Annotated in this window: 29 protein-coding genes; 9 read left to right on the top strand and 20 right to left on the bottom strand. The window is 69.3% G+C overall.

The features are described from left to right. Positions 1 to 243: 243 nt before the first annotated feature. The 7 genes from LWW89_RS09760 to LWW89_RS09730 form a co-directional block, all read right to left on the bottom strand. A complete protein-coding gene (locus LWW89_RS09760) occupies positions 244 to 1,866 on the bottom strand; it encodes a PAS domain-containing methyl-accepting chemotaxis protein (protein WP_293263789.1) in 1,623 nt (540 codons plus the stop codon). A gap of 204 nt (positions 1,867 to 2,070) precedes the next feature. Continuing rightward, positions 2,071 to 2,334 (bottom strand): DUF2249 domain-containing protein, encoded by a 264-nt coding sequence (locus tag LWW89_RS09755; RefSeq protein WP_293263788.1) that lies wholly within the window; start codon positions 2,332 to 2,334, stop codon positions 2,071 to 2,073. Positions 2,335 to 2,535: 201 nt separating this feature from the next. After that, positions 2,536 to 3,714 carry an acetyl-CoA C-acyltransferase family protein gene (locus LWW89_RS09750; RefSeq protein WP_293263787.1) on the bottom strand — a complete coding sequence of 393 codons (1,179 nt, stop codon included), beginning with the start codon at positions 3,712 to 3,714 and terminating at the stop codon, positions 2,536 to 2,538. 59 nt (positions 3,715 to 3,773) lie between these two features. Next, entirely contained in the window at positions 3,774 to 4,763 is a 990-nt protein-coding gene (locus LWW89_RS09745; RefSeq protein WP_293263786.1) for a CobD/CbiB family protein, read from the bottom strand. A 164-nt stretch (positions 4,764 to 4,927) separates the two neighbouring features. Beyond that, complete coding sequence (locus tag LWW89_RS09740; protein WP_334157510.1) at positions 4,928 to 5,581, bottom strand: CoA pyrophosphatase; 654 nt, start codon at positions 5,579 to 5,581, stop codon at positions 4,928 to 4,930. Beyond that, positions 5,578 to 5,835 (bottom strand): hypothetical protein, encoded by a 258-nt coding sequence (locus LWW89_RS09735; RefSeq protein ID WP_293263785.1) that lies wholly within the window; start codon positions 5,833 to 5,835, stop codon positions 5,578 to 5,580. The genes LWW89_RS09740 and LWW89_RS09735 overlap by 4 nt, the downstream gene beginning before the upstream one ends. A 108-nt stretch (positions 5,836 to 5,943) precedes the next feature. Continuing rightward, positions 5,944 to 6,660 carry a retropepsin-like aspartic protease gene (locus LWW89_RS09730; RefSeq protein ID WP_293263784.1) on the bottom strand — a complete coding sequence of 239 codons (717 nt, stop codon included), beginning with the start codon at positions 6,658 to 6,660 and terminating at the stop codon, positions 5,944 to 5,946. Here LWW89_RS09730 and LWW89_RS09725 point away from each other — a divergent pair. Beyond that, entirely contained in the window at positions 6,659 to 7,417 is a 759-nt protein-coding gene (locus LWW89_RS09725) for a type 1 glutamine amidotransferase (protein WP_293263783.1), read from the top strand. The genes LWW89_RS09730 and LWW89_RS09725 overlap by 2 nt on opposite strands. A gap of 66 nt (positions 7,418 to 7,483) precedes the next feature. Here the strand turns inward: LWW89_RS09725 and LWW89_RS09720 are convergent, their stop codons facing one another. Then, positions 7,484 to 8,785 (bottom strand): Glu/Leu/Phe/Val dehydrogenase, encoded by a 1,302-nt coding sequence (locus LWW89_RS09720; RefSeq protein ID WP_293263782.1) that lies wholly within the window; start codon positions 8,783 to 8,785, stop codon positions 7,484 to 7,486. A 228-nt stretch (positions 8,786 to 9,013) separates the two neighbouring features. On the opposite strand from LWW89_RS09720, the gene LWW89_RS09715 reads away from it, so the two are divergent. From LWW89_RS09715 to LWW89_RS09705, 3 genes are all read left to right on the top strand, one after another. After that, the gene (locus LWW89_RS09715; protein ID WP_293263781.1) at positions 9,014 to 9,628 is read left to right on the top strand and encodes a cytochrome b/b6 domain-containing protein; all 615 of its coding nucleotides are present in this window, start codon (positions 9,014 to 9,016) and stop codon (positions 9,626 to 9,628) included. A 14-nt stretch (positions 9,629 to 9,642) separates the two neighbouring features. After that, positions 9,643 to 10,422 carry a molybdopterin-dependent oxidoreductase gene (locus LWW89_RS09710; protein ID WP_293263780.1) on the top strand — a complete coding sequence of 260 codons (780 nt, stop codon included), beginning with the start codon at positions 9,643 to 9,645 and terminating at the stop codon, positions 10,420 to 10,422. 67 nt (positions 10,423 to 10,489) lie between these two features. Then, the gene (locus tag LWW89_RS09705) at positions 10,490 to 10,759 is read left to right on the top strand and encodes a pentapeptide MXKDX repeat protein (protein ID WP_293263779.1); all 270 of its coding nucleotides are present in this window, start codon (positions 10,490 to 10,492) and stop codon (positions 10,757 to 10,759) included. Positions 10,760 to 10,866: 107 nt separating this feature from the next. Here LWW89_RS09705 and LWW89_RS09700 read toward each other — a convergent pair whose 3' ends face one another. From LWW89_RS09700 to LWW89_RS09660, 9 genes are all read right to left on the bottom strand, one after another. Continuing rightward, positions 10,867 to 11,955: a linear amide C-N hydrolase gene (locus tag LWW89_RS09700; protein ID WP_293263778.1), complete on the bottom strand. Its 1,089-nt coding sequence runs from the start codon at positions 11,953 to 11,955 to the stop codon at positions 10,867 to 10,869. 66 nt (positions 11,956 to 12,021) lie between these two features. After that, the gene (locus LWW89_RS09695) at positions 12,022 to 13,578 is read right to left on the bottom strand and encodes a nitrite reductase (protein WP_293263870.1); all 1,557 of its coding nucleotides are present in this window, start codon (positions 13,576 to 13,578) and stop codon (positions 12,022 to 12,024) included. Positions 13,579 to 13,622: 44 nt separating this feature from the next. Next, on the bottom strand, positions 13,623 to 14,855 hold the full coding sequence (nirJ, locus tag LWW89_RS09690) for a heme d1 biosynthesis radical SAM protein NirJ (protein WP_293263777.1): 1,233 nt from the start codon (positions 14,853 to 14,855) through the stop codon (positions 13,623 to 13,625). A gap of 176 nt (positions 14,856 to 15,031) precedes the next feature. Further along, positions 15,032 to 15,763, bottom strand: coding sequence for an HD domain-containing protein (locus LWW89_RS09685; protein ID WP_293263776.1), 732 nt, complete (start codon positions 15,761 to 15,763; stop codon positions 15,032 to 15,034). Between the two features lie 100 nt (positions 15,764 to 15,863). Beyond that, positions 15,864 to 16,400 carry an AsnC family transcriptional regulator gene (locus LWW89_RS09680; protein WP_293263775.1) on the bottom strand — a complete coding sequence of 179 codons (537 nt, stop codon included), beginning with the start codon at positions 16,398 to 16,400 and terminating at the stop codon, positions 15,864 to 15,866. Further along, positions 16,397 to 16,939, bottom strand: coding sequence for an AsnC family transcriptional regulator (locus LWW89_RS09675; protein WP_293263774.1), 543 nt, complete (start codon positions 16,937 to 16,939; stop codon positions 16,397 to 16,399). Before LWW89_RS09675 ends, LWW89_RS09680 begins: the two co-directional genes overlap by 4 nt. Further along, complete coding sequence (locus tag LWW89_RS09670; RefSeq protein ID WP_365781339.1) at positions 16,932 to 18,011, bottom strand: Lrp/AsnC family transcriptional regulator; 1,080 nt, start codon at positions 18,009 to 18,011, stop codon at positions 16,932 to 16,934. Before LWW89_RS09670 ends, LWW89_RS09675 begins: the two co-directional genes overlap by 8 nt. A gap of 9 nt (positions 18,012 to 18,020) precedes the next feature. Further along, a complete protein-coding gene (locus LWW89_RS09665; RefSeq protein WP_293263773.1) occupies positions 18,021 to 19,283 on the bottom strand; it encodes a cytochrome D1 domain-containing protein in 1,263 nt (420 codons plus the stop codon). A 181-nt stretch (positions 19,284 to 19,464) separates the two neighbouring features. Further along, entirely contained in the window at positions 19,465 to 20,067 is a 603-nt protein-coding gene (locus tag LWW89_RS09660; protein WP_293263772.1) for a TlpA disulfide reductase family protein, read from the bottom strand. A 262-nt stretch (positions 20,068 to 20,329) separates the two neighbouring features. Between LWW89_RS09660 and LWW89_RS09655 the strand changes: the two genes are divergently transcribed. The 3 genes from LWW89_RS09655 to LWW89_RS09645 are packed head-to-tail and all read left to right on the top strand — an operon-like array spanning position 20,330 to position 21,982. Next, positions 20,330 to 20,845, top strand: coding sequence for a hypothetical protein (locus LWW89_RS09655; protein ID WP_293263771.1), 516 nt, complete (start codon positions 20,330 to 20,332; stop codon positions 20,843 to 20,845). Positions 20,846 to 20,850: 5 nt separating this feature from the next. After that, on the top strand, positions 20,851 to 21,480 hold the full coding sequence (locus LWW89_RS09650; RefSeq protein WP_293263770.1) for an SCO family protein: 630 nt from the start codon (positions 20,851 to 20,853) through the stop codon (positions 21,478 to 21,480). 40 nt (positions 21,481 to 21,520) lie between these two features. Next, positions 21,521 to 21,982: a copper chaperone PCu(A)C gene (locus LWW89_RS09645; protein ID WP_293263769.1), complete on the top strand. Its 462-nt coding sequence runs from the start codon at positions 21,521 to 21,523 to the stop codon at positions 21,980 to 21,982. Positions 21,983 to 22,123: 141 nt separating this feature from the next. Here LWW89_RS09645 and LWW89_RS09640 read toward each other — a convergent pair whose 3' ends face one another. After that, positions 22,124 to 22,519 carry a hypothetical protein gene (locus LWW89_RS09640; RefSeq protein ID WP_293263768.1) on the bottom strand — a complete coding sequence of 132 codons (396 nt, stop codon included), beginning with the start codon at positions 22,517 to 22,519 and terminating at the stop codon, positions 22,124 to 22,126. A 116-nt stretch (positions 22,520 to 22,635) separates the two neighbouring features. Then, a complete protein-coding gene (locus LWW89_RS09635; RefSeq protein WP_293263767.1) occupies positions 22,636 to 23,001 on the bottom strand; it encodes a cytochrome c in 366 nt (121 codons plus the stop codon). 257 nt (positions 23,002 to 23,258) lie between these two features. Here LWW89_RS09635 and cobA point away from each other — a divergent pair, with 257 nt between their 5' ends. Beyond that, positions 23,259 to 24,116 (top strand): uroporphyrinogen-III C-methyltransferase, encoded by an 858-nt coding sequence (gene cobA, locus LWW89_RS09630; RefSeq protein ID WP_293263766.1) that lies wholly within the window; start codon positions 23,259 to 23,261, stop codon positions 24,114 to 24,116. 256 nt (positions 24,117 to 24,372) lie between these two features. Further along, the gene (locus LWW89_RS09625; RefSeq protein WP_293263765.1) at positions 24,373 to 25,788 is read left to right on the top strand and encodes an esterase-like activity of phytase family protein; all 1,416 of its coding nucleotides are present in this window, start codon (positions 24,373 to 24,375) and stop codon (positions 25,786 to 25,788) included. A 104-nt stretch (positions 25,789 to 25,892) separates the two neighbouring features. Here LWW89_RS09625 and LWW89_RS09620 read toward each other — a convergent pair whose 3' ends face one another. Continuing rightward, positions 25,893 to 26,777, bottom strand: coding sequence for an ethylbenzene dehydrogenase-related protein (locus LWW89_RS09620; protein ID WP_293263764.1), 885 nt, complete (start codon positions 26,775 to 26,777; stop codon positions 25,893 to 25,895). Positions 26,778 to 26,789: the final 12 nt, after the last annotated feature.

The raw sequence follows: 26,789 nt of genomic DNA, 5'->3' as shown, positions 1-26,789 counted from the left end.
GGAAAGGCTGGGACGGATATCCGACCCCGTCGAGATCGGGGCGCGCCTGGAAGTCCCCACTTGGCGGGTAGCGGACTTGATCGTCCGGCCCGGCAATGGCCCGGCACGGCTCCGGGCAAGCAAGGGAAGCCATCTATAGCCGATGAAAAGCCAACGGCCGGGGCAAGCCCCGGCCGTTTCGGCATCCCCGGGCAGAACACCGGGGAGAATGATGACAACCGCGACAGCGGCGACGGGCCGCCGTCAGCCGGCGTAGCGGAAGTAACCGATCAGGCGGCGCAGTTCCCCGGCCGTGTTGCGCAGGTGGGAGACGCTCAGGCCCACGCTTTCCACGGTGCGGGCGCCGTCTTCCAGGCGGCTGGCGATGTCGGCCACACTGCTGCTGATGTCCTGGCTGGCCTGGGATTGCTGCACCGTGGCCGAGGCGATGTGGGTGGCCATGCCGTCCACCTGGCGGGATTCGCCCACCACCGCCGTCACGCCCTCCTCCAGCCCGGCGAACTCGCTGTCGTGGCGGCCGATCAGGCTTTCGGCGGCCTGAATGCGGCCGGTGGCCTCCTGGGAGAGATTGTGGATGCTGACCACGGTCTCGGTGATCTGCTGGGTTTCCTTGCGGGTGCGCTCGGCCAGCTTGCGCACTTCGTCGGCCACCACGGCGAAGCCGCGGCCGGCCTCGCCGGCCCGGGCCGCCTCGATGGCGGCGTTGAGGGCGATCAGGTTGGTCTGGTCGGCCACTTCCTGGATGGCCTGGGTGATGCGGCCGATCTGGGCCAGGGACTGGCCGAGCACCGCCAGGGTCTGGTTGGCATCCCCCACCGCCTCGACCACCGCCGTGGAAGCATTGCGCCCCTCGCGCATGCGGCTGCTGACCTCGCCCATGCGGTCCCGGGTGGAGGCTGCCGCGTCGGCGGTGCGGGCGGCGTCCCCCGCCACTTCCTGAACCGTCACGCTCATTTCCTCGATGGCCGCGGCAATGCGCCCGGCCGCCTCGGACTGGGCCGACGACTGCTGGGCCACCCGGTCCATGTCGGCGGCCAGCAGGTCGGCGTTGCCGCCCACCTGGTCGGCCATCTCGGCAATCTCGGCAAGCATCACCTTGAGGTGGGACTGGGTGGTGAGCAGACCGTCGAGCAGGGTACCCACCTCGTCGCGGCGGGTGTGGCGGATCAGCTCGGACAGGTCGCCCTGGGCAATGCGGTCCAGGCTGGATTCGACCCGACGGAAGGCGGCGAAGATGTCCCGGTGCACCCAGGCCATGGCGCCGCCAGCAAGCAGCCCCCCCAGGGTCAGCCCCTGGATCAGGTAGCGCTCCAGGCCGGCGTCCAGGCCCAGGTCCTGGCCAAACCAACTCAATACGCCGGACAGCACCATCGCCCCCATCACCCCGGCGGTGGCCAGCCCCAAGCGCGCGCTCAGGCCGAAGCGAGCACGGGAGCGGGGCTTGGGCAGGCTTCCCCCGGTTTCATTCAGGCGGGTGTACAGCGCCTCGGCGGCGGCGATCTGCTCCCGGGACGGGGCAGTGCGCACCGACATGTAGCCGATGGTCTGGTTGTCCTGGCGCACCGGCACCACCAGGGCGTCCACCCAGTAGTGGTCGCCGCTCTTGCAGCGGTTCTTGACGATGCCGCGCCAGGGGCGTCCCACCTTGAGGGTGTCCCACAGGTTCTGGAAGGCCTGGGGCGGCATGTCCGGGTGGCGCACCACGTTGTGGCTGTGGCCGATCAGTTCTTCCCGGGTAAAGCCGGACAGCTCGACGAAGGCGTCGTTGGCGTAGGTGGTGATCCCCTTCAGATCGGTCTTGGAAACGATGTACTTGCCTGCCGGAAACGGGGTTTCCGCCCCCGTGACCGGAAAATTCTTTTTCATATGCCGACACTCCCTGAAACCGTATTACACATTATGCCAAATGTTTACTTATTCTGAATGACAAATCACAGCCGAACCACCGGCACACGTTGCAATAAACGGGCCAGAAATCAGAACCTTACCAATGCACCACTACGGTGCGATTAAAAAGAAAAACCCCCGAACGAATCGGGGGCCAAAGGGGGGTAAGACGGTAAGGCGGGATCAGCCTTGGACCCGGAAGTCGATGACGATTTCTCCGGGTTCGCGTTGAACGTACTGAATCGCCACCCGGTCGCCGAAGAACTGGTTGATCTGGGCCAGCAGCGGCAGGGGATCGTGGTCGTTGCAGAAACGCATGGTCTCGCCGGGCTGGAGGGCGTCCAGGGCACCGAAGATGGCGGCGTGGCGGAAGCGCTTGGCGACGCCCCGGGCGTCGAAACCGTAGATGCCGTCCTGGATGACGGGGATGGAACAATCGTGGGCCATGGGATTCCTCGGCTGGGGGTTGAATTCCCGACAATTTTTGTCGGGTACTCCCTCCGGCGCCTTGATTCCCATCAATTCGCCGACCGTCCCACCCCTCCCCTGCCTTGGACAGCCGGGGCGCAAACAAAAACGGCATACCCCGAAGGGTATGCCGTTCGGCCGCAAAGCGCTCCCGGCCAGGGGCCGGGAGGCCGCGCGGAATCAGAGACGCTCGAAAATCGCTGCGATGCCCTGGCCGCCGCCGATGCACATGGTCACCAGGGCGTACTTGCCGCCCACGCGCTGCAACTCGTACAGGGCCTTGGTGGCGATAAAGGCGCCGGAGCAGCCCACCGGGTGACCCAGGGCGATGGCGCCGCCGTTGGGGTTGGTCTTGACCGGGTCGAGGCCCAGGCCCTTGGAGACGGCGATGGCCTGGGCGGCGAAGGCTTCGTTGGACTCGATCACGTCCATCTGGTCCAGGGACAGGCCGGCCTTCTTCAGCGCCAGCTTGGTCGCCGGGATCGGGCCTTCGCCCATCACGTCGTTGGGCACGCCGGCCACAGCGTAGGAAACCAGGCGGGCCATGGGCTTGTAGCCGGACTTGGCGGCCGCGGCGGCCTCGGCCAGGACGAAGAAGGCCGCACCGTCGTTGATGCCGGAGGCGTTGCCGGCGGTGACGGAGCCGTCCTTCTTGAAGGCCGGCTTCATCTTGGCCAGGGACTCCATGGTGGTGGCCCGGGGATGCTCGTCGGTGTCGAACACCACGTCGCCCTTGCGGCTTTGCAGGGTGATGGGGACGATCTGGGACTTGAAGCGGCCCTCGGCGATGGCCTTGGCGGCGCGGGTCTGGGATTCCAGGGCGAGAGCGTCCTGCTCTTCGCGGCTGATGTTCCACTTGGTCGCCAGATTCTCGGCGGTGATGCCCATGTGGCCCACGCCGAAGGGGTCGGTGAGCACCGCCACCATCATGTCGATGGCCTTGGTGTCGCCCATGCGGGCGCCGGAGCGCAGGGCGGGCATCATGTAGCCGCCGCGGGACATGACTTCGACGCCGCCGCCGATGCCGTACTCACAGTCGCCGAGCAGGATGTTCTGGGCGGTGGAGACGATGGCCTGGAGGCCGGAGGAGCACAGGCGGTTGACCTGCATGGCCACGGAATCCATGGACAGGCCGGCCTGGATGGAGGCCACGCGGGGCACGTAGGCGTAGCGGGAGTCGGTGGGAACGCAGTTGCCGACGGTGACGTAGTTGATCTGCTGCGGATCCACGCCGGAACGGGCCACGGCTTCCTTCATCACCAGGCCGCCCAGTTCGGCGGGCTCAAGGGTGCTCAGGGAACCGCCGAAGCCACCGATGGCGGAACGGACAGCGCTCAGGACAACAACTTCTTTGCTCATGAAACTCCCTCCTAGTAAAACCTTTGGGAAAACCGCTGCCCGCGCCTAACCTCCGGCGCCTAGCCGACCCAGCTGGCCAGCCCCAGCAGCAGCAACAAGAACAACCACAGCACCAGGGCCCGCCAGACCAGGCCCACCGCGCTTTGCAGCGAATCCACGTCGGCGTCGTCGCCCACACCCAGCTCGGCCCGGTCGATGAGCTCGCCCCCTTCCGTCAGGGGCTGGCCCAGGCGGATGCCCAGGGCGCCGGCGCCGGCCGCCAGGACGATGCCCAACTGGCCTTGGCCCCAGGCCGCAGCCTGGGTGCGCCAGCAGTAGGCGGCGTCCTCGAAATTGCCGACGATGGCAAAGATGAAGGCCGTCACCCGGGCCGGCAGCCAGTCGATGATGGCAAACGATTGTTGCGCAAATTCGCCGAAGCGGCCGAATTCGAGCGCCGCCACCGCCACGCTGCCGTCCACACCCGGAGACGACTCCCCAAGTCGAGACCCTGCGGCGAGATCGGCACGGCGGCCCCAGCGGTCCGCCAGGTGGGCCGCCAGCCGGTACAGCACGGCGCCCATGGGGCCGGGCAGCAGCACGAACCAGAAAACCACGGCGAAAACGTGGCGGTAGGCAGCGGCCAGCCCTTCTTCAATGGTCACCCGGGCGATCTCGTCGGACGAGAAGGATTCGGCGCTGCGGCCGCGCCAGGCGGTCAGCAATTCCCGTGCCCGGGGCAGATCGCCCAGGCGCAAGGCCAGCTGGATGTCGGTGACGTAGTGGCTGAACTGGCGGAACCCCATGGTCAGGTACAGCACTGCCACGTTCCAGGCCCAGCCGAGCAGGGGCGACACCTTGCAGAGCAGGAAGAACACCAGCCAGGAACCGCCGGCCAGCAGCACGGCCAGAATCGCCCAGGCGAACAGGCCGTGGCGGTATTCCCCGGCGTTGAGATGGCCTTCCAGGAAATCGGCGAAGCGGTCGAGGGGGGCCAGGATCAGCCGCCGGTCGGCGAGGGGGCGCACCTGCTCGATCAGCAGGGCGGCAATCAGGGAAAACAGGCTCATCGTTGTCTGCTGGACCGGCCGCCCCGGGACATGCCAGAGGGGGCTCGGCCTTCTTGGAAAAATTCAGGGCGGGTGATGAAAATCACCCCCTCAAGATAACACAACACGCCCGCCGCCCCGTCGGAAAGCGGCGCCCGGCGCGGATTCCGGCCCTGGACGGAAGATCAGCGCCCTTCGCCGCGCAGGGCGGCCAGGGCGTCGGCCAGGGCCACGATCATGCCGGCCGTGGCTCCCCAGATATAGCGCTCGCCGTAGGGCAGCGCGTAGTAGTAGCGCTGCCGCCCCTGCCACTCCCGGGCGTGGCGCTGACGGTTGGCCGGGTCGAGCAGGAAGGCCAGGGGCACCTCGAACACCTCGTCCACCTCCCGGGCGTCCGGAACCAGGTCGAAGGGCGGGGTGAGCAGGCCCACCACCGGGGTGATGCGGAACCCGGTGACGGTGAAGTATTCGGGCAGGTAGCCGAGCACCTCGACGGCACTGCGCGGCAGGCCGATCTCTTCCTCGGTCTCGCGCAAGGCGGTGTCCAGGAGCGTAGGGTCCTCCGGCTCCACCTGGCCGCCGGGGAAGCTGATCTGGCCGGCGTGGGCCGACAGGTGGGGGGTGCGCTGGGTGAGCAGGACCGACGGCCCGGCGTCGTGGCGCACGATGGGAAAGAGTACCGCCGCGGGCCGCAGCCCGGCCGGGTCCACCCCGGGTTCGCGGATTTCGCCCTGGCGCGGCAGGGGCTGGAGGGCGTGGCGCAGTTCGTCGGCGGAGGGGATGAGCAGGGCGCTAGAGGCAGCGGATGCGGCGGAAAGCGGCCCGGCGGGCAAGGTCACTGCAGGGCCTCCGGCTCCTCGATCTCGGCGTTGACCGAATCCAGGGCGTCCTTGAGGGTTTCGTCGGGCAGGCCGTTGATGGTGGTGGCCACCATATCGGCGGCCTCAATGGCCTTCACCGGCAGGCGCTTGCTGTCGAGGCCGGCGATCAGGACCGCCGCGGCGCCGGCCACCTGGAGAAGCTGACGGCGCTCGCCCATGAGCATTTCGAGTTCCTGTCGCAGCAGGGCGATTTCAGCATCGCGGTGGGGCATGTATGTCTCCTTGCGGCGGCCGGGGCCGCTCGTCGTTGCGTTGTTGTCGGTGGGGCACGCGCTGCGCGCCCGGCGGATCGAGTGTAAGTGAGTGGCGGACGGTGCCGCTCAAAAGCGTTTCTTCAGGGTCATCCGGTCGCCGTCCCGCTGCATCTCGAAGCGGTTGAGCGCGCTCATGCCGAGCAGGACGAAGGGCATGTCGGAGGAGGTCACCTCGGCGTCCACGTTATGCACCGTCACCTCGCCGATGCGCAGGGAATCGATCTTGATCCGGGACGTGCGCACCGTACCGTTGGCGGTCTGGGAATAGCCGGCCTCGCCGTTGCGGGCTTCCAGCCCGAGGCGGCGGGCCTCCTGGGCGCCAATCACCACGTTGGTGGCGCCAGTATCCACCATGAAGCGGGTGGCGACGCCGTTGATTGCCCCGCCGCCGATGAAGTGGCCGCGCAGGTCGGCGTTGAGGGTCACGGAGGTGCCGCCGCTGTCGCCGCTCATGGACGTCTGCTGGCCGATGCGCACCACCCGGCGCTTGCCGTCCACCTCCAGGGTGGCCCGTTCGCCGTCCACCCCCAGCACCTTGATGCCCTCCGGCGTCTTGCCGCCCACCGGAACGGTGCGCGGGGCGCCGTTGTTGATCACCAGGATGGCCTTGCCGGGAAAGATACCGGCTACCCCCACGTCCACCGCCCCGACCGGGCCGGCGAGCAGGGAACCAAGCAGCAGCAGGACCAGGGAACCAGGCCCGGCGGGCCGGGACGGATGACGAACGGGACGGCTAGAATCGGAGCCCTCGCCCCGTCTATCCATCATGGAAACCCGTGCCATGCGTCCCGTTGCCATTTTTCGTCATTTCCCCTCGGAAGGTCCGGGCTATTTTGCCACATTCCTCGACGCCCACCGCATCCCCTGGACCCTGGTCGCCATCGACCGAAACGACCCGGTGCCGCGGGTTTCCGGGGAATTGGGGGAATCCGGCAGCGCCGCGTCAGCTCCCTCTCGCTTTCCCTATTCCGGGCTGTGCTTCATGGGCGGGCCGATGAGCGTGAACGACCCGCTGCCGTGGATCGACGACGCCTGCGCCCTGATCCGCCAGGCGGCCGCCGCCGGGGTACCGGTGATCGGCCACTGCCTGGGCAGCCAGTTGATGGCCAAGGCCCTGGGTGGCACGGTGGGGGCCAATCCGGTCAAGGAGATCGGCTGGGGGCCGATCGAGGCGTCTGCCGGCCCGGCGGCCCGGCACTGGCTGGGCGGCATCGCCGCCGCCCCGGTGTTCCACTGGCACGGCGAAACCTTCACCCTGCCGCCGGGGGCCGAGCGCCTGGCGGCAAGCCCGGCCTGCGCCAACCAGATGTTCGCCCTCGGGCCCCATCTGGGCATGCAGTGCCACGTGGAGATGACCCCGGAGATGATCGCCGAGTGGAGCCTGGCCTGGCCCGGCGAGGTGGCCGGGCTCGATCCCCTGCCCCCGTCGGTGCAGACCCCGGAGCGGATGAGCGAGGACACGCCGCGCCACCTGCCGGCCATGCGCGCCCTGGCCGACCGGCTCTACGGCGAGTGGATCAAGGGCCTGGCCCGGGACTGAAGCCCCCCCGGCCCCACTGCCCCACTGCCCCACTGCCCCGGCGCCCGGGGCAACCGGGGCATCAGATCACGGGTACAGGCCGCGCATCGCCCGGGCGCGCAGCACCCGGGTGGCGCCCACCGCGTAGGCGGCGGTGCGCAGGGCGATGCCCTTGGAGTCGGCCACCTCCCACACCGCGGCGAAGGCATCGGCCATGATCCGGTCGAGGCGCTCGTCGATCTCGGCCTCGCTCCAAAAGAAGCTGTAGATGTCCTGGACCCACTCGAAGTAGCTCACCGTCACTCCGCCGGCGTTGGCCACCACGTCGGGGCAGACCAGCACGTTGCGCTCCTTGAACACCTCGTCGGCCTCCGGCAGGGTCGGGCCGTTGGCCCCTTCCACCACCATCCGTGCCGTGATGCGCTTGGCCCGGGCCGGGGTGATCTGGGCTTCCAGGGCGGCAGGCACCAGGATGTCGCAGTCCACGTCCCAGAACCGCTCATCGTCGATCGACTCGGCCCCGGGAAAGCCCGCCAGCCCGCCGCTGGCGCGGCGGTGGGTCTGGAGGGCCTGGGGGTCCAGGCCGGCGCCGCTGTAGACCGAGCCGGAGACGTCCTGCACGGCGACGATCTTGGCCCCGGCGTTGTGAAAGACGCGGGCCGCCGCGTCGCCCACGTTACCGAAGCCCTGGATCGCCACCCGGGCGCCCTTCATTTCCAGGCCGATGCGCCGCGCTGCCTCCCGCGCCACCACGAACACACCCCGGCCGGTGGCGTCGTGGCGCCCCAGGCTGCCCCCCAGGGAAATGGGCTTGCCGGTGACCACCCCGGTGATGGTGGCGCCCTGGTCCATGGAATAGGTGTCCATCATCCAGGCCATCACCTGCTCGTTGGTCCCCACGTCCGGCGCCGGAATGTCCTTGTCCGGCCCGAGCAGGATGTTCACCTCCGAGGTGTAGCGCCGCGTCAGGCGCTCCAGCTCGCCCCGGGACAGGGTGCCGGGCTCGACCCGCACCCCGCCCTTGGCGCCGCCGAAGGGCACGTTCACCACCGCGTTCTTGATGGTCATCCAGGCCGACAGGGCCATCACTTCCGAGAGGGTCACGTCCTGGTGGTAGCGGATGCCCCCCTTACCCGGCCCCCGGGAGGTGTTGTGCTGCACCCGGTAGCCCTCGTAGTGGGCATAGCTGCCGTCGTCACGGCGGATCGGCACGTCCACGATCAGGATGCGCTTGGGCCGGCGCAAGGTCTCGACGTGGGGCTGGAGCGACTCTTCCAGCATCGGCACCACCTTTTCCACCTGGGCCAGGTAGGTCGCCCAGGGGCCGAGGGTATCGGCGGACAGGTAGGAAGGCAGGGTATCAAGGTAGGGCTTGAGGCTGGCGGTCATGGCGGCTCCTCGTCGTTGTTTGCCGATGAGACAGCCGGCGCCGGGCGGGGTTCGTCCCCAGGCCGGCACCGGCGCGGGATCGTGTAAGGAATCGGCCGGTTCCCCGACCAAGGGACAGGAAACCGGCGGAACAGCGAACCGGCCGGCCCTTTCGCTGTCTCCGTCAATACAACCGCCCGCTCCTGCGGGTGGGGATTACGCGCCGCACGGCGGCACGGGATGAAGGCCATGGCAACGACGACAATGCACGACCCGGCCCGGGAACCGATCCACCCCGGCTGGCTGCGCCTCACCCACTGGATCAACGCCCTGGCCGTGATCGTGCTGGTGCTGAGCGGCTGGCGCATCTACGACGCCTCGCCGATCTTCCATTTCGCCTTTCCCCACGGCATCACCCTGGGGGGCTGGCTGGGAGGCGCCCTGCTCTGGCACTTCGCCGCCATGTGGGTGCTGGCGTTCAACGGGCTGATCTACCTGGCGCTCAACCTGGCCACCGGCCGGCTGTGGCACAAGTTCTTCCCTCTACGCCCCCGGGATCTGCTCCACGACCTGGGCGCCGCCCTGCGCGGCCACCTGGCTCACGACGACCTGCGCCGCTACAACGCGGTGCAGAAGCTCGCCTACCTGTTCGTGATCGCCGACACGGTGCTGATCGTCCTGTCCGGGCTGGTGGTGTGGAAGTCGGTCCAGTTCCCCCTGTTGCGGGAACTGATGGGCGGCTTCGACAACGCCCGGGTGGTGCATTTCTTCGCCATGGCCGGTCTGGTGGCCTTCTTCGCGGTGCACGTGGTCATGGTGGCCCTGGTGCCGCGCACCCTGCGCGCCATGATCCGTGGCCGCTGATCCGGGAGACGACCATGAGATTGCGCCGCCCTTCCTTGCTTTCCCCCCGGGACCGGGACGCCCTGCTCAAGGACGCCCTGGCCGAACTGCCGGCCCCGGCCCGGCGCCTCTTCCTCAAGCGCGGCCTGACCCTGGGCGGGCTGTCGCTCCTGACCGGCTGCTCGGTGGTGGACGAGGACTCGGCCGAGCGCCTACTGGTGCACGTCTCGCGCTTCAACGACCGGGTCCAGGCCTGGCTGTTCGACCCCAACCGGCTGGCCCCCACCTACCCGGAGTCGATGATGACCCGGCCCTTCCCCTTCAACGCCTTCTACGGCCGCGACGAGGTGCCCGAGGTGGATGGCGACGACTACCGCCTCGAAGTGGGCGGGCTGGTGACGGACAAGCATGCCTGGTCCCTGCCTGAGCTGTACGCCCTGCCCCAGGCCGACCAGGTGACGCGGCACATCTGCGTCGAGGGCTGGAGCGCCATCGGCAAGTGGGGCGGGGTGCCCTTCGCCACCTTCCTCAAGCGCATCGGCGCCGACCTTAGCGCCAAGTACGTGGGGTTCGAGTGCGCCGACGACTACTACACCAGCATCGACATGGCCACGGCCCTGCATCCCCAGACCCTGCTCACCTTCACCTACGACGGCAAGACCCTGCCGCCGGAGTACGGCTACCCGATGAAGCTGCGCATGCCCACCAAGCTCGGCTACAAAAACCCCAAGCACATCGTCGCCCTGACGGTCACCAACACCTACCCCGGCGGGTACTGGGAAGACCAGGGCTACAACTGGTTCGGCGGCAGCTGAGCGATCGGCTGCCCTGAAATCGCGGCATCCGGCCGCTCGTTCGTTTCAACCCACTAGGAGTACTGACATGTCTAAACTGCTTGCCACCCTGCTTGCCTCCTGTTTCCTCATGGTCGGTTTCCAGGCCCACGCCCAGGACACCATGAAAAAGGACGCCATGAGCAAAGACGGAATGGCCAAGGACGAAATGAAGAAGGACGACATGGCCAAGGACAGCATGGCCAAGAAGCCCCACAAGGCGGCCAAGAAGCACACCATGGAAAAGGGCGCCATGGAAAAAGGGGAGAAGGGCGATATGGGCAAAGGGGACATGGGCAAGGACGAGATGAAGAAGTAGCCCCCGCCCGCTCCAAGCGAAACGCCCCGCCGCCGGGTCATCCGGCGTCGGGGCGTTTTCATTGGACCGCGCCGGCCGCCGCAAGGGCGCCACCGGCCGGGCCGGCGTCAAATCCCCAGGAAGCGGAAGGGCGCGACCTCCTTGAACTGGGCGTTGGCCATGCCGGCGTAGACGTGGGTCTGGTTGGGGCCCAGGTCGAGCTTCATCACCTTGCCGCTCTTTGCGGAAAAATCCAGCCGGGCCAGGTCGACCCAGAAGACGTTCGGCGTCAGCACCGACTCGAAGAAATACAGCTTGCGCTTGTGGTCGGCGACGGTGCGCCAGCGCGTCGAGGAGATGTTGGGCTGGTCCGGCGTGGTGATGCCGAACGGCACCGAGACGTTGCGTATCACGCTGAAGGCGCTGGCGATGGTCTGGACCGGGTCCGGGGTCTTGGGGATCGCATTCACGTAGAAGGAGGCCCGGGCAAAACGGTCGGCGGCCCGGTTCGTGCCGGGCAGCATGACGGTGCCGCCGATCTGCCGCCAGTACTGATTCAGCGCCAGCTGCTGCTCGAAGGTCGGCGAATTGGTCATCACCTGGTAGTCGCGGCTGTGGTGGATGACCTGCTTGCCGTCGATGTATTCGACGATGGCGCTGTCGCCGCTGGCGTCGGAAAGGGACAGGTGCAGGGTGGCGAGCCGGTCTTCGCCCGGCACCTGGCTGGTGACGATCGTGAACGGCTCCTTCGCCAGGGCATCGACCGCCTCTTGCACCGTGGCGAAATTGTCGAGCGCATATTGGGCCCAGGCGGCCAGGGACAGGCCGGGGCGCTTGCCGTCGAACGTCGGGTAGGAGGATTCGACCAGCCACAGCACGTTGGCCACCAGCCCCGCCTCGTTCATGCCGTCGGTGGTGGAAATATCGTAGCCCGAGGCAATCACGCTACCGTATTTCGACGTCCAGCGAATCGAGTTCGGCCCCGCCTCCCCGGACCGCTTCATGCCCCGCGGAAAAAGCCACAGGTTGGTCGCCACGTCGCTCTTCCAGTCCATGGAGCGGGCGGTGATCACCTGGTCGTCGGCGCCGCGGTAGATGAAGCGGGTGCAGGCCTCCGCCAGGGAGGCCGCGAGCAGGCCCGACGACACGAGCAGGGCGGCGCAGATCGAGGAGAGGGAGGACGGCGAGAAAGATGACGAACGGCGTTTGACGGTCATGGTTTCCCTCGGGTTGGGGCCCCTGCCCCGGCAGCGCATCGGCCACCGGAGCAGGGGCGGTGCCCGTCAGTGGCTGGTGCCTTCCGACAGGGTGGTCTTGTTATAGACGTTGTACTTGCCCACGGGCTTTTTCATCGGAATGCGCTTCACCTCCTTGAGGGTGGCCGCGTCGAACACGATCAGGGCGCCATCCTGCTCCCACAGGCTGGCCAGCACGTACTTGCCGTAGCGGTCGAACTCCACGTGGGCCAGGGTCTTGCCCGGCTCGGGGCGCAGCTTGGCCACCACTTCCAGGGTGCGCTTGTCGATCACTTGCAGGGTATCGCGGCCTTCCGGACTCATCATCGAATCGACCCAGGCGTAAGGCGACTTCTCGTGGCTGCGCAGGAAGAAGCCCGGGCCCAGGGTGGGGATGGTGGCCACGGTCTTCCAGGTGTCGGTGTCGATCACCGTGACCTTGCCCGAACTGAGGTTGGGCGAGGCCATCACCCGCTTGCCCTGCCAGTCGAAGGTGATGCCCGAGCCCAGGTGGGGCATGCCGGAGAGGTCCAGGTCGGCGATCTTGCGCCGCACGTCCAGGTTCACCACCTGGCCCTTGGTGGCCTCCCGGGAGGCGCCGAGCAGGTTCACGTAGTCCTGGGTGAAGAAGAAGTCGTCGAGCACCTGGTCGAGCTTGATGCGGCGCGGGGTGAACTGGCCCGGCAGGGGGTTGCCCTCGCGCATGCGGTAGTCGTGCACCAGCCCTTCCCACACTTCCGGGGCGTTCTTGTCGTAGCGGATCTCCCAGGCTTCGGGCACATCCTTCAAGGCCACCACGAAGCTATGGCGCGGCGCGGCGGTATACACGGCGGACACCCGGCTGCTCTGCTTGCCGGTGGCGTCGGTGACCGGGTAGATGCGCCGCACCGACAAGTCCTTGGCCGACAGCAGCACCAGGGTGCGGGGCAGGTAGTTGGCCACCATCACCCACTCGCCGTCGGCGGACACGGCCACGTTGCGGGTGTTGAGCCCGGCGCGGATCTCGCCCACGGTCTTGAGGTTCCACAAGTCGTACTTGGTCACCCAGCCGTCGCGGCTGGCAAAGAATACGTAGCGCCCGTCCTTGGTGAACTTCGGCCCGCCGTGCAGGGCGTAGCGGCTCTGGAAGCGGTGGATCGGCTCCAGCTTGTCGCCGTCGAGCACCGAGACATGGTGGTCGCCGGTCTCCACCACCAGAAAGAGGTTCATCGGGTCGGCGGTGAACACCGGCTTGGCCGGCAGCTTGTCCGCATCCGGCAGCACCCAGCGCGAGGCGGCCATGTCGGCCTCGCTCCAGGTCGGCGCCGGCACCACCGGGGTGTAGATCCACTCCGCCAGGGCCTTGATCTGATCGGCCGAGAGCCGGTCGGCGAAGGGCAGCATCTGAGTAGCCGGCCGGCCCTGGCCGATGACCTTGAGCGCCTCGGCCTTCTTCAGCCGTTCCAGGCTTTCCGGCAGCAGGGCCGGGCCGGTGCCGCCGGTGCGGGTGGCGCCGTGGCAGCTGGCGCAGTGGGTGGCGAACAGGGCGGCGGAATCGCTGGCGGCAGGTGCAACAGGGGCCGGCGCCTGGGCGGCGGCGAAGGGCGCTGCGCAAAGCCCTGCCAGGAGAACCAATAGGGACGCGGGTTTCAGAGGAGGCATCGCTAACCTCAAGAATTGACGGGGGTGAGCGGGATGGCATCCCGGAGCGCCTTATCCGGCGCGGCGTTCGCGGCATCGCCCCGGGTGGACTGCCAGCCCGGCGGCAGGCCGATCTCGTCGTCGGCCAGGTAGCAACCCGGGTCTTCGCTCCACGGATCGCCGGTCAGCTGCTGGGCGCGTACCCGGGTGTTGCCGTTGCAGATGGCCAGGTGGGCGCAGGCGCCGCAGCGCCCGGTGACCGCCCGGGGGTGCTGCTTGAGACCGGCCAGGAGCGGGTCCGACAGGTCGGTCCAGATGGCGGAGAACGGCCGCTCCTTGACGTTGCCCAGGGTGTGGTGCCACCACATGGTGTCCGGGTGCACGTTGCCCAGGTTGTCGATGTTGGCCACGTTCACGCCGCTGGAGTTGCCGCCCCACTGGGTCAGCTTGGCGCGGATGTGCTCGGCCTTATCCGGGAAGCGGCGCTGCACCCAGTGGAGGAAATACACCCCGTCGGCGTCGTTGTTGCCGGTGGTGAATTCCTTGGCCTCGCCCTTTTCCACCCCGGCCCAGCAGCGCTCGAACAGCATGTCCATGGCCGCCCGGGTGCTCTGGTGGTGGGCGTCGGTCTTGCGGTTGCGGTTGCCCCGGCCGGCGTAGTTGAGGTGGCTGAAGTAGAAGCGGTCGATGCCCTCCTCCTCCACCAGGTCGAGCAGCCCGGGCAGGTCGTGGGCGTTGTCCTGGGTCATGGTGTAGCGCACCCCCACTTTCAGCCCCCGGTCGCGGCACAGGCGCACGCCGTGTAACGATTTCTCGAAGGCGCCGTCCATGCGGCGGAAGCGGTCGTGGGTTTCGCGGATGCCGTCCAGGGAGACCCCCACGTAGTTGAAGTCCAGCTCGGCAATGCGGTCGATGTTGGACTCGTCGATCAGGGTGCCGTTGGACGACAGGCCGACGTAGAAGCCCATGGCCTTGGCCCGGGCGGCGATCTCCCAGATGTCGTGGCGCAGCAGGGGCTCGCCGCCGGAGAGGATCAGCACCGGCACGCGGAAGCCCTTCAGGTCGTCCATCACCGAAAACACCTGGGCGGTGGACAGCTCGCCGGGAAAATCCTTGTCGGCGGAAATCGAATAGCAGTGCTTGCAGGTGAGGTTGCAGCGGCGGATCAAGTTCCAGATCACCACCGGCCCGGGGGGCGGGCGGCGCGGCCCCACCGGGGTGGGAGCGACCAGTTCCTGCAGGTATTGGGTGATGCGAAACATGGAGCCCTCCGGGTTATGCGGCGCATGGCAGGCAGCGCAAAGAATAGGTCAGCCGGGCGGCGGGCGTAAGGCCCGCTGTGGCGGAGCGCCTCGTGAGCGCATTACACCGCCGCACGCCGCGCCCGGCGTTGATTTCGGTCAGAACAGCGCCCCGGCCGGGCCGTGCATCGGGGCGATCAGCCCGCCGAGGGCGTATCCGCCGGCGGAATCTCGGCCAGCAGTTGCTCGACCCAGCCGCGCATGAAGGCGGTACGCCGTTCGGCCTCAGTCCGGCCGGCGGCGGTCTGCATGGTGGCGGCCAGGGTGAACAGCTTGGCCGGAAAATGGTCCAGGGTGTAGGCCAGGTCGTCCACCGGACGGCCGCCGGGCTGAGGCAAGGGTTCCGCAGGACAGTACAGGGGCCGACCGAGCTGGCCGCCCACCACCAGGCAGCGGGCGATGCCCACCGCCCCCAGGGCGTCGAGCCGGTCGGCGTCCTGGACCACCCGGGCCTCGATCGATTCGGGGGGAATGCCGGCGGAAAAGCTGTGGGCGGCGATGGCCTGGCCGATGGCCGGCAGCCAGCCGGCCGGGTAGCCCTCCTGCGCCAGCCAGGCCACGGCCTTTTCGGCGGCCAGGCGCGAGGCCCGGGGCCGGTCCGGCGAATCCTTGGCCACCGCCACGCAGTCGTGCAGCCAGGCCGCCGGCAGCACCACCTCCAGGCGGGCCCCCTCTTCCTGCGCCAGGCGCCGGGCATTGGTCACCACCCGACGCAGATGCTCGTCGTCGTGGGCGGCATCGGCCGGGGCGCAAGACCGGGCGAAGGCGGCACAGCGGGCCTCCCAGGCGGCCAGAGCGGCGGGATCGAAAACATCGGCGGCCGGAACGGAAGCGGGATCGGCCGTGGCGGAAGCGTCGGGAATCGTCATGTCGGGGGGAGAGATCGTCGTTATTGTGGGTACCGGCCGGATCGTGATTGCCGGCCGGGGAACTGCGGCAGCGGCGGCCGCCCGCAGGCAGCCGTCCGCTTCACTCGACCAGGCGCAGCCCGGCCTTCTTGAGGATGCGGGTGGAAAACAGCACGTCGTGGCCGCGGCAGGCGTCGCCGAGCAACGCCTGAATCCGGGCCACCTTGGCACGCACCTCGTCCCGGGAGGCGCCGTGCACCATGGCGAACAGGTTGTAGGGCCACAGGGGCGGGCGGCGCGGGCGGCGGTAGCAGTGGGTGACGAAATCCAGGCTGCCGATCAGCGGCCCCAGCTCGGCCACCCGGGCGTCGTCCACGTCCCACACGCTCATGCCGTTGGCGGTCCAGCCGATGGCGTAGTGGTTGGGCACCACGCCGATGCGGCGGATCACTCCGTTTTCCAGCAGCCGGGTCAGGCGTGCCCGCACCTCGGCGCCGGACAGGCCCAGGGGCTCGCCCACGGCGTCGTAGGGGCGCGGCACCAGGGGCAGGCCGGCCTGGGTGGCCAGCACCAGGCGGCGGTCGACCGGGTCCAAGACAGGGTCCAGCACGGGAGCGGCTGCGTCCCCGGCCGGGGCAACACGGGTGGCCTCGCTCATACCCGGGCCTCCAGCTTCATCTCGACGAAGAATTCCTCTTCCTTGGGAAAGGCGAACACCGGCAAGCCGGTGGCCGCCTCGATGGCGGCGATGGCCCGGGGGATGCCGTCCGGGGTCTCGGTGGCGAGGACGAACCACATGTTGAGGGCGTGCTCGCGGCGGTAGTTGTGGGCCACCTCGGGCAGGGCGTTGACCGCCTCGGCCACCGCCTCGTAGCGCTCCTCCGGCACCGCCAGGGCGGCCAGGACGAAGGCGCCGCCCATGCGTTCGACCTGGAACAGGGGGCCGAAGCGGGTGAGCACCCGGGCCTCCAGCAGGCGCTCGATGCGGGCGATCAGGGTGGCCTCGGCGCAGCCCAGGGCGGCGGCGGCTTCGGCGAAGGGCGCCTCGCTCAAGGGGAAGTCGCCTTGCAGGCGGGCCAGGATGGCCCGGTCCAGGTCGTCCAGGGGGATCGGCGTGAACGCGCCGCGCCGGGAGGTTTCCGGGGCGGCGGCGGGGGCGGCGGAAACCACGGGCGAAGGGGGCACGGGATCAGGCATAGCGGGCTCCGGTCTGCTTGTAGCGGGTGCGCGAGAACAGCACGGCGTGGGCGTAGCCTTCCAGGCCGAGGCGGCCGCGCAGGTCGGCGATGGTGGCTTCCACCGCGGCCCGGTCCTGGCCGTGGATCATGCAGAACAGGTTGTAGGGCCAGTCCGGCAGCACCCGGGGGCGGCGGTAGCACAGGGTCACCGCCGGTTCCCGGGCGAGGCGCTCGCCCAGGATGTCGGCGGCCGCGTCGGGCAGGTCGTGGACCAGCATGGCATTGGCGGTGTAGCCCAGTTCGTGGTGGCGCACCACCACACCGAAGCGCTTGATGATGCCTTCCTCCACCCAGGCGCGGATGCGGGCGATCACCGCCGGCTCATCCACGCCGATGCGTTCGGCGAGCAGGGCGAAGGGGCGGATGAAGAGGGGCAAGCCTTCCTGCAAGGCCATCACCAGGCGGCGTTCGCCCTCGTCCAGGGTGCGCGGCGAGACGAAGGCCTGCACCGCCGGGACCCGCTCCGCGGCCGGAGCGGAAGGGTCCGCCGCCCCCAGGCCGAAGCCCAGGTCGATGTGGTATTCGGCCAAGAGCGGCAGGCGCAGCACCGGCAGGCCGATGGCCGCTTCGATGGCGGCCAGGGCCGAAGCCAGGCGGCCTTCGGAACCAGCAGTGGCGACGAACCACAGGTTGTAGCGGTGCTCCCGCTCGTAGTTGTGGTTCACCTCGGGAAAGCGGTTGACGATCTGCGCCACCGCCGCCAGCCGTTCCGGCGGCACCGCCACGGCGGCCAGGGTCGAGGCGCCGATGCGCTTGGGGGCGAACACGGCGCCGACCCGGGAAATCTTGCCTTCGCGCTTGAGGGTCTCCAGGGCGCGCAGCACCTCGCCCTCGGCCACGCCCAGGCCGCCGGCCAACTCGGCGTAGGGCGCCGAACAGAGGGGAAAGCCGCGCTGGAAGTCGTTGAGCAGGCGGAAGGCCAGGGAGCCGGGAGCCGGTGCGGCGGGTTGGCCGCCGGCCTCCGGAGGCACCAAAGCCTCCGTGGCGCTTTGCGGCGCCGCCTGCACGGCCAGGAACGACGAGCCGCTCACGCCGCCGCCTCAGAAGCCCAGCCGGTTGGCCCGGCTGGTGAAGAAGATGCCGGAGGGCGACTTGGCCGCCAGGGTGGCCACCGGGGCGAAGGTGGCAGTGTCGTAGACCACCACCTTGTCGTCGTCCCGGGCCGAGATCCACACCTGCTCGCCCCGGGGGGTGAATTCCAGGTGCAGCACGGCCTTGCCAGGCTCCAGGGTCTTGACGATGGTGTTGGTCAGGGTGTCGATCACCTGGACCCGGCTGTAGTCGGGCACGGCGAAGTTCACCCAGACCTGGCGCCCGTCGGGCCGGGCCATGACGAACACCGGCTGGCCGGCCACCGGAATACGGCCCACTTCCTTCCAGGTGGAGAGGTCCACCACCAGCACCTCGTGGCGGCCGATGGCCGGCAGGTAGGCCCGGTTGCCGGCCACGGCCCAGCCGCGCAGGTGGGGCATCTTGAACACCGGCAGCTTTTCCTCGCCCCGGCCGTAGTGGGCCAGCACCCGCTCCACGCCCTTTTCCGGCTGCCACAGGTCGAGCTTGGCGATGCCGTCCTCGCCGAACAGGCCGGCCAGGTAGTAGCGGCCGTCCGGGGTGATCAGGGCGTCGTAGGGCTGGTGGCCGATCTTGCCGATCTTGGTCACCTTGGGCGCCTTCACGTCGGACAGATCGGCGATCCAGATGGCGTCGGCGTCGAACAACGAATAGATGAAGCGCTGCCCGGGCAGGTCGGCGATGCCCACCACCCGGGAAAACTTCTTGCTGCCGTCGGCGGCGGTGTATTCGGCGGGCAGGTCGGCCACCAGTTCCAGGGTCTTGGCGTCGAACACCTTGACCCCGCCCGGCTCGTAGTTGGCCGCCGCCACCAGGGTGCCGTCCTGGGAGACGGCGCCACCGATGGAGTTGCCGCCCTGGATGACGCGCTTGGCGATGCCGGCGGTGAGCAGGTCCACCTTGGTCAGGCCGCCGTCGCGGCCGAAGATGTAGGCGTAGCGCCCGTCCCGGGAATAGACGGCGGAGGCGTGGGACAGGTCCCCCAGGCCGGCCACCTGGGCGTAGGGCGCCCGGGCGGTGGTGTCCACCAGGGTCAGTTGGCCCGAGGCCCGCTCCACCACCAGCCCCAGGTCGCCGGTACCGCGCAGGGCCGATGCCGTGCCGGAACCGCCCGGCGTGGCGCAGGCAGCCAGGCCGGCGCTGGCCAGGGCGAGCAGCGCAGCGCGCCAGGCGCGGCCCCAGGTCGTCGCAAGGATGTGGTGCGGGCCACGCCCGGTCATATTCCCCGTCATGTTGCCTTCCTCATCGGTACTGGCCGCCCAAAGGGCTGGCGCGATTGCATGATCGGGCCATTGTCGGCAAAGCCCGGGATCGGCGCAAAGGGATCGGCCGATGGGCTTGATACCGGTCAAACCCCGCGCCAGGCGCGGACTTTGGCGATGTTACCGGGACGCCGGACGCCATTCCAGACGTCTAGCCCCGGGGCAGCTTGCCTTCCACCTCGGCCCGGGTCACCGCGCCGACCTTGGCCATGAGCGGATTGCCGTTGGCCTCGACGACGACGGTGTACGGCAGCCCGCCCACGGTGTTGCCCAGGCGGCGCATCAGGGCCAGGCCGGCCATGGGGGTGATCAGCACGTTGGCGTAGCCGACGCCCATGGACTTGAGGAAGGCGCCGACCGCCTTGGGGTCTTCCTCCACCGCCATGCCGAGCACCGTCAGGTCCTTGCGTTCCCGGGCCAGGGCGGCCAGCTCGGGCATCTCGCGGCGGCAGGGGGCGCACCAGGTGGCCCAGAAGTTCACCAGCAGGCGCTTGCCCCGGTAGGCCGCCAGGGCGGCGGGCTTGCCGTCGAGGCCGACGACCGGGGTGCGGAACAGTTCGTCCAGGGCGCCCTTTTCCAACTCGGCCGCCCCGGCCGGAGCGGTGCCGCCCAGGGCCAGCAGGGGCGCCCCCGCCAGAGCCGGCAAGGCGGCGAGCAGCCGGCGGCGGCGGGCCGACGGGGCGTCGAAAACGGATTCGGTGGATTCCGGCCGGCAGGCGGCGCAGGAAGGGATGATCGGGGGCAGGACAGGCATGGGCGCGGACTCCGCAACGCAGTGGCGTGACCGCCAAGCATACCTGCTGCGGCCGCCGGCCACGAAGGCGCTCTCTACCCGCCTGCGGCCCCCCCCAGAAAACGCTCCCCGTTTTTGATCCCGGGCAAACCGCCCCGCGCCGGGGCGGTGCGACAATCGGCCGCAGCGTATCCGGGGGAAATCGCGGCATTTGCGGATGACACCTTTCCGCCCCGCCCGTACACTCTGCCCGGCCCGTTTATCCCACACCCTGCCTTTTCTCATGCCCCGCCTGCTTCCCCGCACGTCCGGATTAATCGACCTGGTGATCTTCGCCGCCGTGGTCGCCCTGGGCGTGGCCGCCTGGCGCTTCGCCCCCTTGCTGCTCAAGCAGCCGGACGTGGCCCTGGCCGACCTGGACTGCGCCCTGGGCCGCGTCGTGTGCCGGGCCGAGCTGCCCGGCGGCGGCTCCCTGGCCCTGGAAGCCCGGGCCGACGCCGGCGGCGACCTCCAGCCGGGCCAGCCGATGCAGCTCACCGCCACCGTGCAGGGCGTGGCGGTGGAAGCGGTGACCGTGGTGTTCACCGGCGCCGAGATGGAGATGGGCTACAACCCGGCCCCCCTCGCCGCCGCCCTGGCGGAACCCGGGGGCGTCGCCGTGTTCCGCGGCCCGGCCACCATTCCGGTGTGCGTCACCGGCCCCATGACCTGGCGGGCCACCGCCAACCTGATCCTGGGCGGCCGCACCGTGGCCGTGCCCTTCCGCTTCGCCACCGGCGCCAGCCCCGCCGGCCACTGACCGCCATGAACGCCCCCGCCACGCCGCCCCGCGACCCGGCCGCCCGCCGGGTGCTGATCGCCACCCTGGTGCTGCTGGTGGCGGTGACCGCCGCCCTCGTCGTCTGGCAGCCGGGCCGCCCCGACCGGGGCACCCTGCCGGGCGCCGGCCGGGACGTGTCCTTCGCCCTCCAGTCCGCCGACGGTCCGGTGCGCCTGGCCGACTTCCGCGGCCAGGTGGGGGTGGTGTACTTCGGCTACACCTTCTGCCCCGACGTCTGCCCCACCTCCCTGGCCACCCTGGGCGCCGCCCTGGGCTCCCTGTCGGCGGCGGAACTGGCCCGGGTCCAGCCCTTCTTCATCTCGGTAGACCCGGCTCGGGACACCCCGGAGCAGCTCAAGAATTACAGCCGCTTCTTCCACCCCAAGCTGCTCGGCCTGACCGGCAGCCCGGAGGCCATCGCCGACGTGGCCCGCCGCTACGGCGTCTATTACGCGGCGCAAACGCCTGCCGCAGGCGATACTGGCTACAGCGTGGACCACACCTCGGTGCTCTACCTGATCGGGCCGGACGGCAGCCTGGCCGGCCAACTACCCCACGGCACGCCGCCGGCGGAAGTGGCCGCCGCCCTGCGCCGGCTGCTCGCCGCGTCCTGAATCCAGCCCTGCCCTTTTCCATAAACGAAAGGATCGTCCCATGCGTCTGCTGCTCGCCCTGCTCGCCTCCGGCCTGACCGCCCTGGCCGCCCCCGCCTTCGCCGCCGACCTGTCGGTGAGCAACCCCACGGTGCGCGCCGTGCCGCCGACCCAGAAGGTCACCGGCGCCTTCCTCACCATCAAGAACGCCGGCAGCGCCGACCGCAAGCTGGTGGCCGCCGAAAGCCCGGTGGCCGACACCGTGGAACTGCACAACCACATCAACGACAACGGCGTGATGAAGATGCGTCCGGTCAAGGAAATCGACGTCAAGGCCGGCGGCGAGGCCGTGCTCAAGCCGGGCAGCTACCACATCATGCTGATCGGCCTGAAGCAGCCGCTGAAGGAAGGCGACCAGGTGCCCCTGACCCTCAAGTTCGACGACGGCACCGCCCTCAAGGTGGAGGCCCCGGTGCAGCGCCCCGCTCCGGCCGCCATGGACCACGGCAACATGAAGCACTGAGCCGGCCCCTGCCCCGCACCAATGCAAACGCCCCGCCTTGCGCGGGGCGTTTGCATTGGGAGACCGCCCCCCGGCCCGCAGGTGAAGGAAACGGCGAAGGCACGCCGTGCACTGCCTTGGGCGCGGATCGTAACGGGCGGATCAGAGCTGGCGCGGACGCCAGCCGGTGTGGCGCAGCCGGTGGAACTGGGCCAGCTGGTGGGTGCGCTCGAAGTACTCGGGGGCGTCCGGCACCGGCACCACCTCGCCCATGCCCACCGGCAGGAGCGACAGGTGGGCGAAGCGGGCAGCGTGGTCCACGTCGATCTCGACGCCCTCGGCCAGGCCCAGTTCGTCGCGCAGATAGTCGGCGATGGCCCGGGACAACTCGTCGGCCATGTGCAGGAAGCCTTCCCAGGTGCGGGGCAGGATCACCGTGTCGAACACCACCGAGAGCAGCGCCCGCCCCGGGTAGGAGCGGATGGGGGTGGCGGTGATGCGGCAGCGGCAGTCGAAACGGCGCTCGACGGCGCGGCGGATGTCTTCGAGGTTGTTCATGGGCGTGCTCCAGGCGGAGATGGCTCCCGTGCAGGCAGCCGGTGCCGGGCTCTGGACTCCGGGCCGTGGGAACGGCGCAAACGCGCCACCCTCGGCCGCACGCCGAAACTCGAAAACTAGCGTCCCGGATCGGGGAACCCCCGCATCAGCTGCTGCACCACCCAGGTCGCCTCCGCCTCGCTCAACATGCTGCTCCAGGGCGGCATCGGCGTCCCCTTACGTCCATAGAACACGGTGGCGGCCAAAGATTCCTCGGGTTTTCCGGCCAGGGCCTCCGGCGTCAGGGCCGGGCCCAGGCCGCCCTTGAAGGTCATGCCGTGGCAGGAGCCGCAGTCCTGGCGCACCATGCGCACGATCTCGGCGCGGCGCGCCGGCGACGGCGTGTCGGCATCGGCGCGGGCGGCCCCCGGGGCGGCCAGGAGCGCGGCGCAGGCCATGCCGGCCAGGGTGGGGAAAAGGGTACGGAAACGGAACGGGATCATGGCAGGCAGGGGAACGAAAAAGACCGGCAGAACGAAGGCGGCGGACGATGATCGAAAGCGGAACGGGGGACCGCGGGAGATAACCCTACTCTGATCGTGGCGGCGCAGGGCCTCCTTGACCGGAATCAAGGAGGGACGGGGCGATCCGGGCAAACTCCGGTCATGACGCCTGCGTCGCAGCCGTCGGGCCGGCGAGCGCGAAATGTTGTACCCTGCCACCCCACCCACGTTCCAACGTGCCACCGAGAATTCAGCGAATGAAGCTCCTGCCCAATGATCCCATGGCCCGCCGCGGCATCGAGCCCGGTACGGTGTATCTCGTCGGGGCCGGTCCCGGCGATCCGGAGCTGCTCACCCTGCGCGCCGCCCGCCTGATCGGCGGGGCCGACGCCCTGGTCTACGACCACCTGATCGGCGAATCCATCCTCGACCTGGCGCCGGCCAACGTGCGCCGGGTGTTCGTCGGCAAGGAATCGGCCAACCATTCCCTGCCCCAGGACGACATCAACCACCTGCTGGTGAAGCTGGCCCAGGAAGGGCTGCGGGTGGTGCGGCTGAAGGGCGGCGACCCGTTCATCTTCGGCCGGGGCGGCGAGGAGATCCAGGTGCTGGCCCGCCACGGCATTCCCTTCGAGGTGGTGCCCGGCATCACCGCCGCCGCCGGCTGCGCCGCCTACGGGGGCTTTCCCCTCACCCACCGGGACCACGCCCAGACCCTGGTATTCGCCACCGGCCACCTCAAGGACAACACGGTGGACCTGGACTGGACGGCCCTGGCCCGGCCGCGCCAGACCGTGGTGTTCTACATGGGCGTGGCGGCAGCCAAGGAAATCTGCCGCCAGCTGATCGCCCACGGTCTGCCCGCCGACACCCCGGCCGCCGCCATCGAGAACGGCACCACGGTGCGCCAGCGGGTGGTGGCCGCCACCCTGGCGACCCTGCCCGAGCGCATCCGCCTCGACCGGGTCAAGCCGCCGGCCCTGCTGGTGGTGGGCGGCGTGGTGGACCTGCGCCAGTGCTGCGCCTGGTTCGCCCCCGACACTGCGGACACTGCGGACGCGGCGGACGAAGCCGCCGGCCACGTCCCAGCGCCCCGGATCGCCCAGAGCGCCTGACCGCTCCGCTGTGCCCCACCATCTGAAACGCCGCGCCAGTCGCGGCGTTTCAGCATGTGCCCTCAGGATGCGGCGTCTGTAGCCACTCTCCGCCCAGGCATCGTGAAGAAGCCCGACTGGCGCGGCTTTCCGGCCATCGTCGGACCGGGATGCCGGTACCGGACGGCCCGCTGACAGACAAACGTCATCCCGCAGCCATGGGAGCGTCATGGGGCGTTTATAGCCTTGCCGGTTTTCCACTCCCACCGGAGAACCCATGGCCCGCTCCACTGCCCGCCGCCCCGCCCGCCGCCCCGCCCGCTCCCCCCTTACCGTAGCCCTGATGGCCGCCCTGCCCCTGGCCGTCGCCCTGCCGGCCGCGGCCGAAACCGCCCCGGCCTACCCGGCGGTGCTCGAAGGCCACGCCATCCTGCCAGCCCGCAGCTTCGTCGCCCCGCCCAAGGACGCACCGGAGAGCCTGCGCACCTCGGGCAAGTACACCCGCCCGGACGGCCGCCGCGAGGACAGGCTGGGCAGCATCGCCGGCACCTCCTACCTGTCGGCCAAGGAGGCGCCGCGCCCCACCGGCATCAGCCTGCCCTTCGACGGCCAGCCGGTGCAGGGTTTTTCCGGCATCAAGGCGATGAAGGACGGCAGCTACTGGGTGCTCACCGACAACGGTTACGGCGCCCGCAACAACTCGGCCGACGCCATGCTGATGTTCCACCACGTCAAGCCGGACTGGAAGCACGGCGGGGTCAAGCGCCTCAACACCGTGTTCCTGCGCGACCCGGACAAGAAGGTGCCGTTCCTGATCGTCAACGAGGGCACCAAGTCCCGCTACCTGACCGGGGCCGATTTCGACCTGGAGTCGATGCAGTTCGTCGGCGACCACGTCTGGTTCGGCGACGAACTGGGGCCCTACCTGATCCAGGCCGACCGCCAGGGCAAGGTGCTGGGCGTGTTCGAGACCGAGGTGGACGGCAAGGTGGTGCGCTCCCCGGACCACTACGCGGTGACCACCCCGGCCACCCCCGGCGCCTTTTCCACCCCGGTGCGCCGCTCCCGGGGCTTCGAGGGCATGGCCGCGTCCAAGGACGGGCGCTTTCTCTACCCCCTGTTCGAAGGCCCCCTGTGGAACGAGGCCGAGAAGAAGTGGGAGAGCGCCAATGGCAAGGACTACCTGCGCATCCTCGAATTCGACGTGGCCCGCCGCGCCTGGACCGGCCGGTCATGGAAGTACGCCCTGGAGCAGAACGGCAACAACATCGGCGACTTCAACATGATCGATGCCGACACCGGCCTGATCATCGAGCGCGACAACGGCGAGGGCCTGCCGGAAACCGGCTGCGACGGCCAGCCCCGGGTCGATTGCCAGAACGTGCCGGCCCGCTTCAAGCGCATCTACAAGGTGAGCCTGAAGGACGCCGACGCCAACGGCTTCGTCCGGAAGATCGGCTACATCGACCTGATGGACATCCAGGACCCGCAGGGTGTGGCCCGGGTGGGCGGCAAGGACGGCAAGTTCGCCTTTCCCTTCGTCACCATCGAGGATGTGGACGTGGTGGACGGCGAGCGCATCGTCGTCGCCAACGACAACAACCTGCCCTACTCCGCCGGCCGCCAGCTGGGCAGGAACGATGACAACGAGTTCATCCTGCTGCGGGTGCCCGAGCTGCTCCAGGCCCGCTGATCCGGCCTGGCCCGGCGCATAAGACAAACCCCGTGGAACCCCGCGACTGGCGCGGGGTTCCACGGGGCCGGGTGCAACAGCCGCAGAGGATGCGGTAGCGCGGCTTACTGCTTGGCGGCGACGATGTCGCCCTTGGTGTCGAGGCCCAGGATGTAACCGAAGCTCACCTGGTGGAAACGGCCCACGGTGTAGTCGTCGTGGATGGCGAAACCGAAGTTGTAGGCCTTGCCCGGCACCAGGGTCACGTCGCCCTCGCCGCCCGGGGCCAGCTTGCGGGTGAAGGTCACCGTCCAGGTGTCGCCCTTCTGCTCGCCCTTGGCCTCGACCAGGCCCTTGCCGCCTTCCATGACCCGCTTGTCGGCCACGTAGCCGTCGTGGCTCTTGCCTTTCGAAGTCCACTGGATCAGGTCGTAGAACTTGCCGGAAGCCAGGCTGCCATCCTTGACGTACTTGGTCTTCTTCTCGTCCTTGGCGTCGGGCATGGTGCGCGCATCGCCGTGGCAGGTGGCCCAGCAGCCGCCCTGGTCGGCCAGGTCCACCTTGTGGTCTTCGAGCATGAAGGCCAGCTTGACCGGGTTGTCCTTGTCCATCTTCTCGCCGCCGCCGGCGGGCTGCTTCCAGGTAAAGCGCAGGTAGAGGTTGGCGCCGTCGTGGGCGGCCTGCACCTGGACCGGGATCGAGCCGGCCTTGCCCTTGATCGGGCGGGGCTCGTTGCGGGCGCCGGAGGCGATCTTCTTGCCGATGTCGGCCACCTCCTCCTCGTGGCAGCCGATGCACTGCTCGCCCTTCTTGATGCCCTTGGCGCCGCCGTGCTCGCTGCCCTTCATGATCCATTCGAGGGGCGAGGCGCCGGGGTAGAAGACGGTGATTTTCTTGGCCGGCACCTTGCTCCAGTCGGGAGCGGCGGCGTTGGCGTTGCCGGCGGCAAAGGCCAGGCCGAAGGCGGCGGCCAGGGTGAGCTTGCTGAAATGGGCCAGAGCGGTGGTCATGGGGATTCTCCT

The sequence above is a fragment of the Oryzomicrobium sp. genome (assembly GCF_021287045.1).
Taxonomy (GTDB): Bacteria; Pseudomonadota; Gammaproteobacteria; order Burkholderiales; family Rhodocyclaceae; genus Oryzomicrobium.
This window is presented reverse-complemented; position numbering and strand designations above follow the sequence as displayed.

Excerpts from the sequence above, each read along its gene's own strand:
- LWW89_RS09760 (WP_293263789.1), bottom strand. The coding sequence starts at position 1,866 with ATGAAAAAGAATTTTCCGGTCACGGGGGCGGAAACCCCGTTTCCGGCA.
- LWW89_RS09755 (WP_293263788.1), bottom strand. The coding sequence starts at position 2,334 with ATGGCCCACGATTGTTCCATCCCCGTCATCCAGGACGGCATCTACGGT.
- LWW89_RS09750 (WP_293263787.1), bottom strand. The coding sequence starts at position 3,714 with ATGAGCAAAGAAGTTGTTGTCCTGAGCGCTGTCCGTTCCGCCATCGGT.
- LWW89_RS09745 (WP_293263786.1), bottom strand. The coding sequence starts at position 4,763 with ATGAGCCTGTTTTCCCTGATTGCCGCCCTGCTGATCGAGCAGGTGCGC.
- LWW89_RS09735 (WP_293263785.1), bottom strand. The coding sequence starts at position 5,835 with ATGCCCCACCGCGATGCTGAAATCGCCCTGCTGCGACAGGAACTCGAA.
- LWW89_RS09725 (WP_293263783.1), top strand. The coding sequence starts at position 6,659 with ATGCGTCCCGTTGCCATTTTTCGTCATTTCCCCTCGGAAGGTCCGGGC.
- LWW89_RS09730 (WP_293263784.1), bottom strand. The coding sequence starts at position 6,660 with ATGGCACGGGTTTCCATGATGGATAGACGGGGCGAGGGCTCCGATTCT.
- LWW89_RS09720 (WP_293263782.1), bottom strand. The coding sequence starts at position 8,785 with ATGACCGCCAGCCTCAAGCCCTACCTTGATACCCTGCCTTCCTACCTG.
- LWW89_RS09715 (WP_293263781.1), top strand. The coding sequence starts at position 9,014 with ATGGCAACGACGACAATGCACGACCCGGCCCGGGAACCGATCCACCCC.
- LWW89_RS09710 (WP_293263780.1), top strand. The coding sequence starts at position 9,643 with ATGAGATTGCGCCGCCCTTCCTTGCTTTCCCCCCGGGACCGGGACGCC.
- LWW89_RS09705 (WP_293263779.1), top strand. The coding sequence starts at position 10,490 with ATGTCTAAACTGCTTGCCACCCTGCTTGCCTCCTGTTTCCTCATGGTC.
- LWW89_RS09700 (WP_293263778.1), bottom strand. The coding sequence starts at position 11,955 with ATGACCGTCAAACGCCGTTCGTCATCTTTCTCGCCGTCCTCCCTCTCC.
- nirJ (WP_293263777.1), bottom strand. The coding sequence starts at position 14,855 with ATGTTTCGCATCACCCAATACCTGCAGGAACTGGTCGCTCCCACCCCG.
- LWW89_RS09685 (WP_293263776.1), bottom strand. The coding sequence starts at position 15,763 with ATGACGATTCCCGACGCTTCCGCCACGGCCGATCCCGCTTCCGTTCCG.
- LWW89_RS09680 (WP_293263775.1), bottom strand. The coding sequence starts at position 16,400 with ATGAGCGAGGCCACCCGTGTTGCCCCGGCCGGGGACGCAGCCGCTCCC.
- LWW89_RS09675 (WP_293263774.1), bottom strand. The coding sequence starts at position 16,939 with ATGCCTGATCCCGTGCCCCCTTCGCCCGTGGTTTCCGCCGCCCCCGCC.
- LWW89_RS09665 (WP_293263773.1), bottom strand. The coding sequence starts at position 19,283 with ATGACGGGGAATATGACCGGGCGTGGCCCGCACCACATCCTTGCGACG.
- LWW89_RS09660 (WP_293263772.1), bottom strand. The coding sequence starts at position 20,067 with ATGCCTGTCCTGCCCCCGATCATCCCTTCCTGCGCCGCCTGCCGGCCG.
- LWW89_RS09655 (WP_293263771.1), top strand. The coding sequence starts at position 20,330 with ATGCCCCGCCTGCTTCCCCGCACGTCCGGATTAATCGACCTGGTGATC.
- LWW89_RS09650 (WP_293263770.1), top strand. The coding sequence starts at position 20,851 with ATGAACGCCCCCGCCACGCCGCCCCGCGACCCGGCCGCCCGCCGGGTG.
- LWW89_RS09645 (WP_293263769.1), top strand. The coding sequence starts at position 21,521 with ATGCGTCTGCTGCTCGCCCTGCTCGCCTCCGGCCTGACCGCCCTGGCC.
- LWW89_RS09640 (WP_293263768.1), bottom strand. The coding sequence starts at position 22,519 with ATGAACAACCTCGAAGACATCCGCCGCGCCGTCGAGCGCCGTTTCGAC.
- LWW89_RS09635 (WP_293263767.1), bottom strand. The coding sequence starts at position 23,001 with ATGATCCCGTTCCGTTTCCGTACCCTTTTCCCCACCCTGGCCGGCATG.
- cobA (WP_293263766.1), top strand. The coding sequence starts at position 23,259 with ATGAAGCTCCTGCCCAATGATCCCATGGCCCGCCGCGGCATCGAGCCC.
- LWW89_RS09625 (WP_293263765.1), top strand. The coding sequence starts at position 24,373 with ATGGCCCGCTCCACTGCCCGCCGCCCCGCCCGCCGCCCCGCCCGCTCC.
- LWW89_RS09620 (WP_293263764.1), bottom strand. The coding sequence starts at position 26,777 with ATGACCACCGCTCTGGCCCATTTCAGCAAGCTCACCCTGGCCGCCGCC.